Below are 17,183 nucleotides of genomic sequence, written 5' to 3' on the forward strand. Positions count from 1 at the left end.
TGAAAGAAGGATATCCCGCATGTCTTCTCTTCCCCTTGCGGGCCGCCTGACTGCTCTCCGCCATGCTCTGTCAGAGTTTGGCGTGGATGGGTTCTTCCTTCCCCGCAGCGATGAACATCTGGGCGAGTATGTACCCGCCTGTGCCGAACGTCTTGCATGGCTGACCGGCTTTACCGGCAGCGCGGGTCTGGCACTCGTTCTGCCAGAGGCGGCGGCCGTGTTCTCCGACGGCCGATACCAGATCCAGATGCGTCAGCAGGTGGAACAATCCGTCTGGTCCATCGAGCACATGTACGAAACCGTCCCACCTCTCTGGGCAGCCGAACATGCGACGGGAAAAGCCATCGGCTATGACCCCCGCATCGTCAGCGTTCAGGATATCGAAGCCTTCCGGAAGGCCGGATGCCAGATGGTGGCTCTGAACCGCAACCCGATTGACGGGATCTGGACGGATCGCCCCGCGCCGCCTTCATCGCCGGTTCTGGTACAGCCCCTGGAACTGACGGGACGTGAGAACCACGCCAAGATCCGGGACATCGCAGATATTTTGCGCCAGAACGGTCAGGACGCCGTTCTCCTGCCCGACCCAACCAGTATCGCCTGGTTGCTGAACATTCGCGGACGGGATCTGCCTTTTCTACCGGTCGCCCTGTGTTTCGCCGTCCTGCATGTGGACGAAACAGTCGATCTGTTCATCGATCCTTCTCGCATCGATGGCAGCGTCAGCACTCATCTGGGCGATGCGGTTCGCGTACGAAAATCCGCAGAAATGGCACAGGTTCTACAGACCCTTCACGGCAAAACCATTCGTCTGGACCCGGCCCGCTGCCCGGTCTGGTTCACCGTTACACTCAAGAGCGCAAATGCGACGCTCGCCCACGGTACGGACCCGTGCCTGATGCCCCGCGCCAGCAAGACACCGGCAGAGCTGGACGGTATGCGCCGTGCCCATCTTCTGGATGGCATTGCCCTGTGCCGCTTCCTCTCCTGGCTCGATGTCCATGGCGTCGGCAAGACCGAAATCGCCATTTCGGACCATCTTCTTGCCCTTCGCCGGGAGGCCGAAAGCTGCATTGGACCCAGCTTCCACACCATCGCAGGCACCGGGCCGAATGCCGCCATCATGCACTATGCTCCCACGCAGGAGCACTGCGACACGGTGCAGGCCGATACTTTCCTGCTCATCGACAGCGGCGGCCAGTACACTGATGCGACCACCGATGTTACCCGTACCGTCTGGATGGGAACCGGCACACCTCCCGAAGCATGGAAAACGCATTATACCTGTGTGCTCAAGGGGCTGATCGCTCTGCATTCCGCCGTTTTTCCGGCGGGCACGCATGGATACAGACTGGACCCGCTGGCTCGGCTGGCGCTTTGGCAGGAAGGTCTGGATTTCGATCACGGGGCCGGACATGGCGTGGGGAGTTGCCTGTCCGTACATGAATGGCCGCTCGGCTTCACCCGACGCCCGGTTCTGGACCCGATCTGCGAACACATGGTTCTGACCAACGAACCCGGATTCTACGCTCCCGGTTCCCATGGCATCCGGCTGGAAAGCCAGATGGAAACCTGCCTGGCGCATCGAACCGAGACCGGCGACATGCTCTGCTTCAGAACATTGACCCTGGCCCCGATAGATCAGCGCGGTATCGTCCCCTCCCGTCTGACAGACGTGGAACGGAGCTGGCTGAACGACTATCACGCCGAAGTTCTGGCTCAGATCGGCCCGCATCTGGCAACAGAGGACTATGCCTGGCTGGAACGCGCATGTCGGAAACTGTGACATCCACGCGTCCTGCTCCCCGTTCCGTGCTCGTGCTGGGTGGTGGGATCGTGGCACGATGCTGCGCCCTGCGCCTTCAGGAACAGGGATGCGCCGTCACACTTGTGGCCGAGCCGGATGCCACACCGCCCTCATGGGGTAATGCCGGGCACATCGCCACCGAACAGGTGCAGGTTCTGGCCCGTCTCTCCACCGCGTCCCGCGTTGTGACGGACCTGTTCCCGCGAGGTCCTGTCGCGCTGGACTGGCGCAATATAGAGGCATGGCTGCCCTGGTCTTTCCGGTTTTTGAACGCCTGTCGTCCAGTTACCGTCCGTCAGGGGGACTCTGCCCTGAAGAGCCTCATGGCAGACGCGCTTCCTGCATGGAAACGGCTGACTGAAACCCTGGACCAGCCAGACCTGTTGGATCCTCAAGGCATTATCAAGCTCTGGGAAGGCGCCACCGCCGAGCGAAACGCTATTGCCTCCCTGCAAGCAGACAGCGGGACCGCCATAGCCAAGCGCGTCGAAGCCGGACTGATAGACACCTTTAATCGGGCCCTCTCCTCTCCGGTAAAGGCCGGAGTCCATTTTGGGGGTACAGCTCACATTACCAGCCCCCGAGATGTTCTCGACAGGCTTCTGGCGCGTTTCACGCTGTGCGGCGGCGTTCATCTGCCAGCGATGGCTCTGAACATTGATCATACAGTGAAGGACGTTCGCGTCAGAACGACAGACGGTGATCTTGTCGCGGACCGGGTCATCGTCGCCTGCGGCGTCCGTTCAGGGGACCTCCTCCCGCAGGTCACAGCCCCCCTCATCGCGGAGCGTGGTTATCACGTGGAATGGGACCATGGTGGCGGCTGGACGCTCCCCAACGTGGTCTTTGAAGATCGAGCCGTTGTCGTCACCCGTTTTGGACCACGGCTGCGCGCAACATCTTTTGTCGAATTCACACGGGATGCTTCCAGCCCGGACCCGCGCAAATGGGACCGGCTGGAAGCCCATGTCCGGGAGCTTGGCCTTCCCGTCGCATCCGCTTTCAGTCGCTGGCATGGTTCACGGCCGACATTGCCGGACTATCTTCCGGCTCTCGGGACTCTCCGTCATACACCTCGCGTCGTTGCAGCCTACGGACACAACCACCTGGGGCTCACCCTCGCTCCCATCACGGCAGAGCTCATAACCGCGCATCTCCTGCATGGCACGCCTTTGCCGACAGCATTCAATCCGGACAGGTTCAGCCTGTCTCCCCTGTTTTCACGAAATAAAAAGGACTCCTCATGACCCTGACAGGCGCCCTTCTGATTGGTCAGAACACAGTTCTCCGTCCCCGGACATTTCATGCCGTCAATGCAACGACGGGTGATGCTTTGGAAACCGCCTTTTCCTGCGCAACACCCGAGGACGTCAACAGCGCCTGCCAACTGGCAGAAGCCGCGTTTGATACGTTCCGTGCCCTTTCCCCCGATACTCGTGCACAGTTCCTGGAGGACGTCGCGGACGCAATCGAAGCCCTTGGCCAGCCTCTGCTGGATCGTGCCCATGCTGAAACCGGGCTACCACTAGGCCGCCTGACCGGCGAACGAGGGCGCACCATGGGTCAGCTCCGCATGTTCGCACAGGAACTGCGCGCCGGACGTTGCTTCGATATCCGGATTGACCCAGCCCTGCCGGATCGCACCCCGATGCCAAGGGCCGACCTGCGTCAGATCCGTATCGGGGTCGGCCCGGTTGCCGTCTTCGGAGCCAGTAATTTCCCTTTGGCGTTCTCAGTAGCGGGAGGGGATACAGCCTCCGCCTTCGCTGCGGGATGTCCTGTAGTGGTCAAGGCGCATCCGGCGCATCCCGGCACCAGCGAACTGGTCGGTCGTGCCATTCAGGCCGCCGTAAAAAAGAACAACCTGCCGGACGGAACATTCTCGCTTCTTGGTGGTCCGGATCATGACCTCGGGGCTGCATTAGTCCGCCATCCGGCCATTATGGCTGTGGGGTATACGGGTTCTCGCACAGGCGGTCTGGCGCTCAGCCAGATTGCAGCCGTCCGTCCTGTTCCTGTACCCGTCTATGCAGAAATGAGCAGCATCAACCCTGTCTATCTGCTGCCGAACGCCCTGGAAAACACAGCCGAAAAACTCGGGTCCGCCTTTGTTGGCTCCCTGACCATGGGCGCGGGTCAGTTCTGCACCAATCCAGGACTGATCCTGGCCCTGGCTGGCCCGGCTCTGGACCGGTTTCAGGACAGCACACGCAAAGCGCTTGAAACCGCACCGGCCGCCACCATGCTGACAGGCGGCATTCACGCAGCTTACGACGCAGGCGTGAAAGCTCTGGCCGAACGCACAGGCGTAACACTGCTGGGACGTGGACCGAAAGGAGATGCGTCTGGCTGTCAGGCCGCCGTCTTCACCACCGAGGCCGAAAGCTTCATGAAAGACCCCTTCATGCAGCATGAGATTTTCGGCTCCTGCTCCCTGATCGTGTCTTGTCCGGACTTAAAGACCCTGCAAGCCCTAACCAGCGGACTTGAAGGGCAGCTCACCGCCACTCTGCATCTGGAAGACGCTGACATCCCCATGGCCCGGGCGCTCATGCCTCTGCTGGAGCGCAAGGTTGGTCGTATCCTGGCCAATGCATGGCCCACCGGTGTGGAAGTCTGTGCTGCCATGGTGCATGGCGGTCCCTTCCCGGCTACAACGGACCCGCGCAGCACCTCTGTCGGCACCGCAGCCATGGAACGCTTCCTTCGCCCGGCCTGCTATCAGGACCTGCCGGACGAACTCCTTCCCGCAGGCCTTCGCAGAAGCGTCTCCCCGTAAAACCCGGAACAGACGTCAGCTCAAGCAGCCCGGATAACAGGAGTGTTTCATGCCCCACGAGGAATCAGGCTATTTCCGACAGCGCCTTGGCCTTTTCGACCTGACCATGATCGGCTTCGGGTCCATCTTCGGTTCTGGCTGGCTGTTCGCAGCAGCCCATGTGGCTGATATGGCCGGTCCTGCCAGTATTCTGTCCTGGCTTATCGGAGGCGTGGCCGTCCTGCTGATCGGGCTGGTTTACTGTGAGCTTGGCGCCGCCCTGCCTCTGGCGGGAAGTGTGGTTCGTTATCCAGAGCAGGCACATGGATCAACAGCCGCATTCCTGACCGGAGCGATGACCACCATCGCCTTTTCCAGCCTGATTTCCATCGAGATCGTCGCGGCCAGACAATATGCCGATGCCTGGACAGGCGGACTAACCCGCAACGCCAATGGCGATCCCACGCTGGCAGGATGGCTCGTGCAATTCGCGGTCATGGTGGTGCTTTATGCGATTAACCGGCGCGGCATCGGCAGCTTTGCCCTGATCAACAACATCGTCACCGTTTTCAAGTTTCTGGTTCCGACACTGGTCATCGTGCTGCTGCTGGCTCATCTGCGCATGGACAATTTCAGCCTGCATGGATTTGCGCCGCATGGATTTCAAGGCGTAGAAACGGCCATCTCCGCCGGTGGGGTCGTATTCGCTTATCTGGGACTCACACCCATTCTGTCCGTAGCAGGTGAGGTCCGCAATCCTCAGCGAACCATTCCTATCGCACTCATGGCCTCCATAATCTTAGCCATGCTGGTCTATCTCTTGCTACAGACCGCCTTTATCGGCGCGCTACCCAGCACCCTGCTCGCGACAGGCTGGAGCGGTCTCTCAACGCGCATGGCTCTTCCCTTTCATGATATCGCCGTACAGCTCGGGCTGGGCTTTCTAGCTATTCTGGTTGTGACAGATGCCATTCTTTCTCCCACCGGGACTGGCAATATCTATATGTCGTCCACGGCCCGCGTGATTTATGCCTGGTCCAGAAGCGGCACGTTCTTTCCCGTTTTCCAGAAAGTCGACACGAAACGCGGCGTACCGGACAAGGCCCTGCTGCTGACCTTCGGACTGGCCCTTTTCTGGACATTACCATTTCCTTCATGGCAGGCCCTGATCGGGGTCGTCTCGTCTGCGCTGATGCTCAGCTATGCCATGGCCCCACCTTCTGCCGCGGCGTTGCGTCGTTCCCAGCCTAAACTGTCCCGCCCTTTCCGCACACCATGCTTTGAAATTCTCTCCCCACTGGCCTTCGCCATCGCATCGTTGATTGTTCTCTGGACGGGCTGGCACACCTTGAGCTGGCTAATGCCAACATTGCTCGCCCTGACTGCCATTTTCATGACTGCGGCTTGGCGAAGTCTTTCTCGCGATGACTGGAAACAGAACCTCCGGTGCAGCTTCTGGATGCCAGTCTATTTTCTGGGACTGCTCGTCCTGTCGTGGCTTGGCCCTTTCGAAGGCACTTCACACCTGGGCCATGGATACGATGATATCGTCACGATCCTGTTCGCACTCCTCATCCATCACTGGGCCGCTGCCTGTGGCCTCAGGACACTTCCGTCAGCCACACACCTGCCCGTTCGCGCATAACGCTCAGGACCTGACAGACAGCACACGGACGTCAAAGAACGGTCCGCTTGTCCGGCCACTACCGGGCTCAATCCTCAGAGTGAAGATCTTCCTGCCACGTACCCAGGCTTCCGGGATCAGGGCCTCCACGTCCACGAACTGTGCAGGCTTGTCAGCAGGCCATTTCACATCGGGAAGCGCCCTGCCGTTTACCAGAAGCCGGGCACCACGCGTGCGGGTAATGTCCGCACTCCACACAGTCACCTTCAGGGCCAGTGGTCCCGGTCTGGTTTTCATGGTGCATTCAATAAACCCGCCAGAACGCAGATCCCTCCCGTTTCGTCCACGATAGACCAGGGGCCAGGAATTTTCTGCACGGAGAGCATGGTCATGCTCCTGCTGCATTTCCCCCAGATGAATCACATCGATCGTTCGTGCAGCGATGTCCTTCTGACGCTGCTGCTCCTTGCGATAAGACGCTTCTTCCTGTGTCCACTCCGCCTCTGAAAAACAACGGAGATACAAGGCACTCCGTCGCCTGTACTGAGCGTAAAAAGGCCTGAACTCAAGCTGAGACGGCCGCCCTGACTGTATCGTGCGAAAAACGGAGGCCTGACCTTCCACCGGAACAAGATCCTGCGTCAAATCGTCAGTAACAACGGCAGGGTCTACCGCATCATACACACCTTCCGCCGGAGCCAGATCAGCCGCCAGCACCAGTGGCCCGCGCAGAAGCGTCACGAGTTTCGGTTCATCAACCGGACTTTCCGTCCGCACTGTCATGGGAAGATCCAGCACGACGTGATCTCCCACACGCCATTTCCGATCGAGAACGATATACCCATCAGAAGAAGTCACTGGCACATCCTGGCCATTCACGGCCACACGGATCGGCTCCCTGACCCAGCCTGGCACACGCAGTGCCAGCCTGAAAGCTATGGGGGACTTCAGATCTTCCACCAAAAGACTGACACGCCCGTCGTGCGGATATCCGGTTTCCATCCTCCACGAAACATCCTTGCGGGCCCAGACCATCCGCGACGGGATATACAGATTGACGAAGAGCGTTTCTTTCCCTTGCCACCAGATGGAATCCCCGTGCTTGGCATGGCTTTCCATCCCCGTGCCGACACAGCACCAAAAGCTCTCCGTCGGAGTGGACCACTCCCGCACACCTGCCGTAATCGTGGGCGTCATATACGTGAACATGCCGGTCTGCGGGTCATGAGCCGCCAGAATATGGTTCAGATGCGCCCGCTCGTAATAATCGAACAGTGCAGCCTGCGGGTTCGATGCATAATGCTGACGGGTAAGCTTGAGCATGTTGTAGGTATTACAATGCTCGCAGGTCTGCTCGGTAATATGCTGTGCGATCGTATCAGGTTCGGAGAAATATTCCCGATCAGCGTTGCCGCCGATCACATAGCTATGATGCTGCGTGACAGCTTTCCAGAAAAACTCCGGACCAGTCATCCAGCGCCTATCCTGACTGACTTCAGCAATACGCCCCAAGCCAATAAGCTTTGGAATCTGTGTGTTGGCATGACGGTTCGCCAGATCGTCATGTTCCTCCATCAAAGGATCCAAAACGGGCCGATCATAAATCCGACGGGCCAGATGCAGCCATTTCTCATCCCCTGTCCGGGACGCCAGTTCCGCAAAACTTTCGTTCAGGCCGCCATATTCACAGGTCAGAACCTTTTGCACCTGAGCATCAGTCAGCTTACCGAAAAAGGTCTCCAGGAACTCTCCCAGCCCGACTGCGACTTCCAAAGCCTGATGACACTGACAATGAATGTGCGCATCAAACAAACCTGCAAAGGTTTTATGGAGATTATAAAGTGGTGACCACGCTCCGTTCAGATCGAACCCGGACGAACGGATATCGCCTGCCTCAATCTCGGCAAATATTCTTTTGCCATCGACCATCGCTCCGTCTTTTTCTTTGCGTGTAAAGCCAGCGATATAGCCATCGCTCCACTGCCCCTGAACGACAGCCAGTTCCTGCACGATATATACGACCCGCGCCCTGCACGCGATTTCACCCGTCTGAGCATACATCAAAGCCAGAGCAGACAGGTAATGACCCAATGTATGCCCGGCGATCGTGTCGCTTTCCCAACCGCCATACAGAGCGCCCTTCGGCAGGAGCCCAGCCTGTTTGCGGAAATTGTGAAGAAGGCGGTCCGCTTTCAGACTGAGAAGATAGACCCTGTTACGTTCAACAGCGTCCAGCCACGGAGAGGGTAAAAGCCTTACATTCGAAAGCGGTACTGGCGTGACATCTGCTTCAAAGCCACCCTGAAGCCGCGCCGCATAAGCACTCTGCCGCCCCCCTGGCACAATGGCATTCACACTTCCCGCAGCCGCACTAGCCAGCAGGAAGCGCCGTTTCATTTTGACGATCATGGCTATCTCCCTACCTACCGCTGAATGGGGTAATCCTGTTTTATATATCGTATACAATTATTAGCAAACAATACAGCCTACGCCATCATTCCTTCATATTGTTTTCTTTCCAGAACGGATATCTTTCTATAATCGTATACTAAATAACAAACTTGGTGTTGTCATGGGTTCAAATACGCTCTCACCTCAAGAACGACGCTCCTCCTTTGCTACCGTTTTGGTCGCAGAAGCAGCAGAACGGGCCGGGTTCTATGGTGTAGATGCTATTCTGCTCCTGTTCATGGTTCAGCAACTTGGCATAACCGATCACAGAGCAGATCTCATGGTCGGTGCGTTCGCCGCAATGACCTACGCAACCCCTCTTCTGGGTGGATGGATTGGTGACTGCTTATACGGGCCACGTTGGACAGCCATCTTTGGCACACTTTTATTAAGTGCCGGATACGCGCTACTTGCATGCACCGTGACGTCGCGGTCTTTTTTCGAACTTGCTCTGGCATTAGTCGCGACTGGAAACGGACTCTTCAAACCCAATGCCGCCCAGCTGGTGCGCCGCCTTTACGAAAGATATCCGCTGAAGAGAGATTCAGCTTTTACACTCTATTATATGGCGGCCAACGTGGGATCTGCCCTGTCCATGTTTCTTATTCCATGGGTGAGAAACACGTTTGATCCACTGCTAGCCTTTTCTCTGTGCGTGGCTGGACCAGCATGCGCCTTGTTTATCCTCCTGACGCAAACCGGCACGCTGCGCGATCTTGGGATACTCACCAGGCACTCCCTTTCCCCGAAGCGGGCGACTGCGTTCGGAGCGGGATCTGTTATCCTATGTATACTGTCGGTGACGTTTATTTTGTATAGTGCATCAGTTGCACGATTAGCAGTATTCAGCTGCCTCACAGTAGTCTGCATTCTCTGGGCTACTCTTTATCGTCGTGCAACCCCGTCCGAAAAAGTAAAATTGGTCACTTTGGGCATCATGTTGATTCAAAGCATTGCCTTTTACTGTTTCTACCAGCAGATGCAGACGTCTCTCACCCTGTTCGCCCTGACCAATGTAGACGGGACTTTCCGTATTTTAGGGCATCGGATTGTCACTTTTTCTGCTGCACAATTTCAGGCATTGGATCCACTTTTCATCATTCTCCTTAGTTCGCCAATGGCCAGAATTTATAACGTCTTGAGCCGTCGGAACCGCGACGTCTCCTTGCCCACCAAATTCGCCATCGGGTTCGGATTTGTCGTAGTAGCCTTTTTTATCTGGTGGGGCGGCACACATCTGGCCGGAGGAAACCTGACCAGTGCATGGTTTATGGCGGGCGGCTATCTCGCGCTTGCCATGGCAGAAGTCCTGATTGGCGGCTTGGGACTTGCTGTCGTCGCCAAATACGCTCCGGCCAGCCTGAATGGCATCATGGTTGGCGCATATTACCTCACCGTGGGGGCAGGTATGTATCTGGGGAGCGAAATCGCCAGCAAGGCTAGTAGCACAGCGATGTCTCAGGCCGCCCAAAGCCAGCACTACGAGAACTTATTCGGTATTCTGTGTCTGTGCGCTCTTGCCCTAGCCCTCCTCACTCTTTTTCTTGCCCGAAAACTCAACAGGATGGAGAAGCGCATATCCGGAAAAAACGTTTCTAATACGGAAATTTTAAGTATACGATAGACGAAAATATCCATTGAGAACCCGGTAGCATGCATCATCGCGACCGCTGCCGACAGCCATCCGGTCTAACAGACATGCGCCGTACCCAACCAAACCTTCCTTCATTACGTACACCACAGCTCTTACTGCGAACCGCATTAACGGCCCTTGTGCTCGTGGTATCCACTCATAGGGCCACTGCCGATGATATGCCGCGTCTTGTCGGAAAGGACGGTCATTTTCATCTGGAGGTAGACGGGAAGCCTTTTTTCGTTCTTGCCGCACAGATGCACAATTCCAGCGCGTTTCCCTCAACCCTTCCGGCATTCTGGGACACAGCAGCTCGTTTACACGTCAATACGGTACAGGCCCCCGTTTACTGGGAGACTTTTGAGCCGTCTCCCGGTCATTTCGACTTCTCCACGATGGACCAGTTGATCGACGGCGCGCGCGCTCGTCATGTCCGGCTGATATTATTGTGGTTCGGTACATGGAAGAATGGTGCCGGACATTACGTCCCGCTCTGGATAAAGCGAAATCCGCAGACTTATCCGCGCCTTGAAAACGCCGATCACCTTCCCTTGGACGGGATGTCACCTTTCGGGGAGCAGACACTCACCCGCGATAAAGCTGCCTTCAAAGCTTTAATGACCCATCTCCAAGAACATGACGCCGAGAGACATACGGTCATCATGGTGCAGGTAGAAAATGAGCCGGGGCTGCTTGGCACGGTCCGCGATCACACCGTCACTGCCGACCGCGCATTCAACGCCCCTGTTCCCACTGACGTCCTGAACGCTACAGGCCAACCACGTCACGGTAACTGGAGCGAGGTTTTTGGCTCACAGGCGGCTGAAATCTTCAGTGCCTGGGCGGTATCTCACTACATTAATCAGGTCGCCGAAGCTGGTCGTGCAGTCTATCCGCTTCCGCTTTATGTCAACGCTTGGCTGCATTATCGCGGCTTGAAAGATCCTGGCACCGACTTCCCGAGCGGCGGCGCGACGTATAACATGCTGCACGTCTGGAAAAGCCAGAGCCCTGCCATCAGTATTATCGGCACAGACAGTTACACCAACAATCTCGAACAATTCCATGAGGGCGTACTCCCCTATCAACGAGAGGACAACGCGCCCTGGCTGTCGGAAAGCGGCATTACGGTTCCCAATGCCCGCTGGACCTACGACCTCATGGCGCGCGGCGGCATCGGTGCTTCCGTTTTTGGTGTGGACGATCCGGATCATGACGACGCAATTTCAGCCCACGGCCTTGATAATACCCTGCTCGCCCCACTGATACCAACGCTCGTCACGGCTGCCAGCAACAACACTGTAGCGGCTTTGCTTGAAGAAAGAGGGCGACCCTCCCCGACCCATATATTCGGAAGCTGGATAGTCCGCGCCGCTTTCGGCGCCTCATGGGGACTGCCGGATCCAGCAGAGGCACCGTCAGACGGTCAGGAAATAGGTCGCGCCCTTGTCGCTCGTCTTGACGCCACACACTTTCTTGTCGCCGGAACTGGTGCGCGCATCAACTTCCTTTCCCGAAACCATGATGGCGGCATCCATGAAGTCGTGCGTGTCGAGGAAGGCACATACGATGCACAGGGCGCATGGCATGTCGTGCGCATCTGGAACGGCGATGAGACCGATTATGGGATGAGTTTACCCGAAAAAGCCGGTGCAGCATTGCGAGTTGAAGTTCTGGACATTGCGCCTAGTTTTCCGCGCCATACAATGATTCCATAGGACAAGTGAGCGAGGCTCAAGAGCCAATGATATTCTTGTAGAAATCTGATCCAGACTTAGTCAGCAGAGCGACCTGTACGGGCAGCGGACCAAACAGATGGTGCGTCCTTCTCACGAGCTAAAGGCGCCTTTACAATCGGCCATACTATGCTTCTCATGGACCGAGAACTGTCACTCCGGAATACCTGAAATCTTCCGTGTTCTGTGTCACGACCGTCATGCCATGCACCAGTCCGGTCGCGGCGATGAGGGTATCGCGCTCCGGACACTGATCTGAAACATTCAGGTGAGCGCAGCGGCGGCCGACTGCCAGATCGACGGGAAGTATCCGGTTGGAAAATTCGGGTAGAACGTAGTTCTCCAGCCAGTTTTGCAGAACGCTTTCTTGGGCGGGATCCCCGCGCTCAATCCGCATAACGCCGACACCCAGCTGCCACGACGGTGATGGAGATAGAAAAGAGTCTCGGCCTCCAACTGGAGGGATCGAAGAACTATAGCATCCGCTCCGCGTTTTGAGCAGATCGGGAGCTCTTATCCGCTGGATTGTTACGCAGCGAGGCTGATTCATTCCAGGAGGAGGAAGTGACGCATATTATAAACGATATTGACCAGCCCGATTCTCATAGTGGCTCGCGCCAGATCGACGGTCCGGATGAACAATCCCGTCTGTGATTTCTGGTCACCAAGTCCACGCAGCCGAGCAAGCCACTCTTCAACATCAAAGAAACCGGCCTGCTTCATACCATCCCCCTCACCACAAGATGAATGAAGAAATTCAAAAATCACGCTGAATCAGTGACGTCTTACCTGGCTCTGTACATGGAGTACAGAGATGGAACAGAAGAAAAGTCATCTCGATGAAAGCCTCGCCGGACCTGGTCCCTGATGGCAGCTGGACATGTGGCGGACATGAAAAACCATGTGAGCACTATGCCATAAAGAACATGACCATTGTGGGTGGCGTCACCGATTCAGCATGGAATCAATCTGGGCTGATTGCGAACGTTTATGTGAGGATTTTGCCATTACGCACGGTCACGCCGCGGACCTGGGTGCGGGGCACGACGCAGGGAGACGGACGAAGGAGCAGACCGCGCTGCGTCACTTCGACATTCGCCTCGGGATAGGCGGCCATGACGTCCGGGAGGATTTCACGGATACGCGCACCCAGCTGGCGATGCTGCTTCATTTCAGCCCCCACCTGCCCCTGCAACTGCGACCAACTCAGTTCGAGCGGCTTATTCAGCTTCGGCAGACGGTAGGCAAAGAATGTATAGAGGTCGAGACCAAGGCTGTTGCCAACCAGATGCGCGATGCCACGCTTGTCCAAGGGGACAGCATGCTCAAGAAGATTCTCGTGGAATTTCTGGTTCAGCTCGACCACGCCGTTCCACTCGCCCGAACTGGATTTCCAGAAGTCCAGTCCATCGGTAATGCGTGCATCGGTCAACTGGGTATGCTCTTCGCCATTGGCCCCAACCGAGGTGAATTGCAAGACGAACTGGCAGCGGGTCAGACGCAGGGTCTGTTTCTTGACGGCATTGATGGAGCCGCGAACGCCGCCTGTGATGGAAAGGCCGAGGCTACGCATGAAGGCCGTTTGGGTAGCACCCAGGGAGACAACGCGGCTCTTGAGGCCTTCGCTCTGCAGGTAAATGAGGATGAGTCTGGCCTTGGGACCGTATGGGACACCAACGTAATCACTACTCCCCTTGCTCGTCAGTATCTGGTTGCCGACGTCGCGGGCTTCGGAACGGAACACACCAGGCTGCACCATGAGAGTGAAGCGGCCGGAAGTGTTTAGTCACGGGGTTTGATGGTGTGGTATTTTCACGAGAGTGGAAGGAAGCATTATGGGACAGATACGTCATGGCAGCGCCACGACCACGCACGCCGTGCGAGCAGCAATACAGCGATCGCAGGCTTCGCTCGCGGCGCTGAGCGAGGAATTCGGGATCAACCCGAAAACAGTTGCAAAGTGGCGAAAGCGTCAGACTGTCGAAGATCAGAAGACGGGCCCCAGAAAGCTTCGCTCAACCAGCCTGACAGAAACCGAAGAAGCCACGGCAGTCGCTTTTCGTCGACATACTTTGCTTCCGCTGGATGACTGCCTTTACGCCCTGCAGGCCAGCATTTCTCATCTGACACGTTCAGCCCTGCATCGCTGCCTTCAGCGTCACGAGATATCCCGGCTGCCGGACATCGAGGGAGACAAGCCAAAACGACAGCGCTTCAAACTCTACCCGATCGGGTTCTTTCATCTCAACATAGCGGAAAGTCCAGATCGCTGAAGGTAAGCAGTATCTCTTCGTTGCCATCGACCGGACAAGCAAATTCGCTGTCACACAACTGGTCGAAAAAGCCGATCGGAAGACAGTCTGGGAATTCCTCGAACATCTCCTGAGCATCAGCCCTTACCGGATCCATACCATCCTGACCGACAATGGGATCCGGTTCGCTGAGCAGCCTCGCAATCGAAATACAGCCTGGTCGCGTTCCATGCGCTTCGACATGATCTGCGAAGCCCACGGGATCGAACATCGTCTGACGAAACCCAATCATCCCTGGACGAACGGTCAGGTTGAGCGGATGAACCGGACGATCAAGGAAGCAACCGTCAAACGCTTCCATCACGACAGTCATGAGCAGTTGAGGACACACCTCAACGACTTCATGGCAGCCTATAATTTCGGGCGAAGGCTCAAGACGCTGAGTGGCCTCATACCTTACGAATATGTCTGCAAAATATGGACTTCAGAGCCAGAAAGATTCATCCTCAATCCAACCCATCAAACCACGGGACTAAACACCTAGCCGGTTGTGTGACTACCTGCCGGATTTTCGACCTCAAAACTTAAGAGGCGGACATTTCCTCTAATCCTGGAGCCGTTCAACTCAGACACGATCAACCCCCTTAGAAGATCAGGACCGAACTTCAGATGGGTATGAAGGCAGCCAGTTCTTCCGGTGTGCCCTTTGGAAAGGTTTGCCGCAAAAGATCTAAAAACGACGATACGCGAACGCTGAGCAATCGTCGTGATGGATAGAGCGTCCATAGCGCCGTCGGCGGCAGATCGACATCCCCCCAGGAGACAAGTCTTCTGGCTGCCAAATCGCGGCAGACCAGGGAATAGGGAAGCACCGCGGCACCGACGCCGGTCATTACCGCATCCCGGACCATCATAGTCGAGGAGAGCCGAAGGATCGGGTCGAAGGCGATGTCCGATTGCACGCCACCGCTTTCCACCGTCCATCTCTTCTCGTCACCCGAACCACGCAGAACAGCGCGAACACTCTGACCGTCCAAGGGCCTGTCAAGTTGGGGGCTCGCCACCACAACGAGCCGGTCGCGTAGGAAGACGCGGCCAATCAGGCCAGCGTCGACCTTGGGATTAACCCGGATCACGAGGTCATAGCCCTCTTCGATCATATCGACCTCTCGATCATCAGTCGTCACCTCCAGTTGAACCTCCGGGTATTTCAAGGCGAACTCCGCCGCAAGTTTGCCCATCGCTATTTGCGAGAACAGAAGGGGGGCGCTGATGCGCAGGCGACCCCGTGGCGTCTCACTGCCTGACGCGATCATCTTCGCCGTGTCATCGAGTTCACTGAGCAGGGCATGCGCTCTCTCGAACAGCCTGCGCCCCTCATCAGTGAGTTTGATCATGCGACCGCCGCGTTCAAACAGGCGCAGGTTCAAGGCCTCTTCCAGTTCCGTGACGCGACGGGACAGCGTGGCCTTGGGGCGACCGGCGGCGCGGGAGGCGCGACCGAACCCACGGTGTTTGGCAACAAGAGTGAAGTCAGCGAGCGCCAGAAGATCCATGTGTTCCCCCCATGAGACAGACTGTTTAAATATACCGACTATTGGCGCGGATGTGGATCGCTGATCTTGGTCTCAGCCAGAAGGCTTAACCAGGAGAGCAAATCAATGACCATTCTTGTCACCGGTGCCACCGGCCGCGTCGGCCGCAACGTCGTCGAGCAACTCACCAAGCGCGGCGCCAACGTTCGCGTTCTGACCCGAGATCCAGCCAAGGCCAATATCAATGGAAATGTCGAGGTGGTGAAGGGCGACCTTCTTGATCTTGACGCACTGCGCAGCGCCTTCATTGGGGTGCGCACGCTGTTCTTATTGAACGCGGTGACAGGCGACGAATTCACTCAGGCGCTTATCACGCTGAACGTCGCCCGTGAATCTGGAGTGGAGCGGGTCGTCTACCTGTCAGTGTTCGATGCCGACCGTGCCGTCAACGTCCCGCACTTTGCGGTGAAGTACGGCGCCGAGCGGATGCTCGAAGCCATGGGGTTCAGCGCTACGATCCTGCGTCCGACCTACTTCATCGACAACGAGGTCATGATCAGGGACGTGATCCTAAACCATGGCATCTACCCGATGCCGATCGGTGCAAAGGGTGTCGCCATGGTGGACGCGCGCGACATCGCAGAAGTCGCCGCGATCGAACTGATCCGTCGCGACACCGCGCCGGGGAAATTACCGATTGAGACCATCAATATCGTCGGTCCCGATACGCTGACGGGCGCTGACCTTGCCGCAATCTGGACTGAAGTGCTGGGCCGTCCAATCGCCTATGGCGGCGACGAGCCGAGCGGGTTTGAGACGAACATGGGAACGCTCATGCCGAAATGGATGGCCTATGAGATGCGCCTGATGGCCGAGCGTTATGTCAGCGACGGTATGATTCCCGAGGCAGGCGACGTCGAACGTCTGACGAAGCTGTTGGACCGCCCGCTGCGCACTTACCGTGATTACGTGGTGGGACTTGCTGGCTGATCCTGATGAGGTAACGAGGTTTCATCTGTCCAGCGGTGGCGCCTTATTGCGCCCCGTTGGAGACAGACAGGTGAGCGCCTGTGTTGTCACGCGGTCAGGTCAGCTAACCGTAAGAGATGTTCTCGACTGCGAGGCCTGCTACAAAGGTGGAAACAGCAGGTCCGCTTCCGCCTACATCTCAGTCATTCGATCGTTTTTTTTGGCTGCTGGGACCGGACGTAGCCTTAAGGCACCCATTCCTGGCGTGATTACGATTACGGTGAAACCTGTTGTTGCTAGCCCATGATGACCTCACATGTTTTTGGATATTGCCAATCTCCCCTCCGGAGGCATAAAATAGACACAGGCTTACAGGCAGAATTGTTGTCCGGCTTCGAGACATATGTACCAATGTTAG

General features: G+C 56.9%; 11 protein-coding genes and 2 pseudogenes. 8 read left to right on the top strand and 5 right to left on the bottom strand.

The genetic code is table 11. The features are described from left to right. Positions 1–19: 19 nt before the first annotated feature. From GFR01_RS14335 to GFR01_RS14350, 4 genes are read left to right on the top strand one after another with little or no spacing between them, the layout of a single operon-like run. Positions 20–1,786 carry an aminopeptidase P family protein gene (locus tag GFR01_RS14335; protein ID WP_099182969.1) on the top strand — a complete coding sequence of 589 codons (1,767 nt, stop codon included), beginning with the start codon at positions 20–22 and terminating at the stop codon, positions 1,784–1,786. Beyond that, entirely contained in the window at positions 1,771–3,054 is a 1,284-nt protein-coding gene (locus GFR01_RS14340) for an NAD(P)/FAD-dependent oxidoreductase (RefSeq protein WP_099182970.1), read from the top strand. Before GFR01_RS14335 ends, GFR01_RS14340 begins: the two co-directional genes overlap by 16 nt. Next, positions 3,051–4,586 carry an aldehyde dehydrogenase (NADP(+)) gene (locus tag GFR01_RS14345; RefSeq protein WP_099182971.1) on the top strand — a complete coding sequence of 512 codons (1,536 nt, stop codon included), beginning with the start codon at positions 3,051–3,053 and terminating at the stop codon, positions 4,584–4,586. Before GFR01_RS14340 ends, GFR01_RS14345 begins: the two co-directional genes overlap by 4 nt. 49 nt (positions 4,587–4,635) lie before the next feature. Further along, entirely contained in the window at positions 4,636–6,210 is a 1,575-nt protein-coding gene (locus GFR01_RS14350) for an APC family permease (protein ID WP_099182972.1), read from the top strand. Between the two features lie 3 nt (positions 6,211–6,213). Here the strand turns inward: GFR01_RS14350 and GFR01_RS14355 are convergent, their stop codons facing one another. Further along, on the bottom strand, positions 6,214–8,598 hold the full coding sequence (locus GFR01_RS14355; protein WP_244902314.1) for a glycoside hydrolase family 127 protein: 2,385 nt from the start codon (positions 8,596–8,598) through the stop codon (positions 6,214–6,216). A 163-nt stretch (positions 8,599–8,761) separates the two neighbouring features. On the opposite strand from GFR01_RS14355, the gene GFR01_RS14360 reads away from it, so the two are divergent. Beyond that, entirely contained in the window at positions 8,762–10,264 is a 1,503-nt protein-coding gene (locus GFR01_RS14360) for a peptide MFS transporter (protein ID WP_061509881.1), read from the top strand. Between the two features lie 188 nt (positions 10,265–10,452). After that, a complete protein-coding gene (locus tag GFR01_RS14365) occupies positions 10,453–11,991 on the top strand; it encodes a DUF5597 domain-containing protein (RefSeq protein WP_167384273.1) in 1,539 nt (512 codons plus the stop codon). Between the two features lie 154 nt (positions 11,992–12,145). On the opposite strand, the gene GFR01_RS14370 is transcribed toward GFR01_RS14365, so the two are convergent. The 3 genes and pseudogenes from GFR01_RS14370 to GFR01_RS14380 all read right to left on the bottom strand — a co-directional run bounded on the left by GFR01_RS14370 (position 12,146) and on the right by GFR01_RS14380 (position 13,768). Beyond that, the gene (locus GFR01_RS14370) at positions 12,146–12,406 is read right to left on the bottom strand and encodes a PIN domain-containing protein (protein WP_061509879.1); all 261 of its coding nucleotides are present in this window, start codon (positions 12,404–12,406) and stop codon (positions 12,146–12,148) included. 149 nt (positions 12,407–12,555) lie between these two features. Then, positions 12,556–12,672: pseudogene (locus GFR01_RS14375) on the bottom strand (IS5/IS1182 family transposase); the annotation flags it as partial. Between the two features lie 325 nt (positions 12,673–12,997). After that, complete coding sequence (locus GFR01_RS14380) at positions 12,998–13,768, bottom strand: replication protein RepA (RefSeq protein WP_099182974.1); 771 nt, start codon at positions 13,766–13,768, stop codon at positions 12,998–13,000. Between the two features lie 76 nt (positions 13,769–13,844). Between GFR01_RS14380 and GFR01_RS14390 the strand changes: the two are divergent. Continuing rightward, positions 13,845–14,805 (top strand): annotated as a pseudogene (locus GFR01_RS14390) (IS481 family transposase). Between the two features lie 121 nt (positions 14,806–14,926). On the opposite strand, the gene GFR01_RS14395 reads toward GFR01_RS14390, so the two are convergent. Then, positions 14,927–15,817, bottom strand: coding sequence for a LysR family transcriptional regulator (locus GFR01_RS14395; protein WP_099182975.1), 891 nt, complete (start codon positions 15,815–15,817; stop codon positions 14,927–14,929). A 105-nt stretch (positions 15,818–15,922) separates the two neighbouring features. Here GFR01_RS14395 and GFR01_RS14400 point away from each other — a divergent pair, with 105 nt between their 5' ends. Further along, entirely contained in the window at positions 15,923–16,786 is an 864-nt protein-coding gene (locus GFR01_RS14400) for an SDR family oxidoreductase (RefSeq protein ID WP_099182976.1), read from the top strand. Positions 16,787–17,183 lie beyond the last annotated feature (397 nt).

Origin of the sequence: Gluconobacter frateurii, from assembly GCF_002723955.1 — a bacterium.
Classification (GTDB): domain Bacteria; phylum Pseudomonadota; class Alphaproteobacteria; order Acetobacterales; family Acetobacteraceae; genus Gluconobacter; species Gluconobacter frateurii.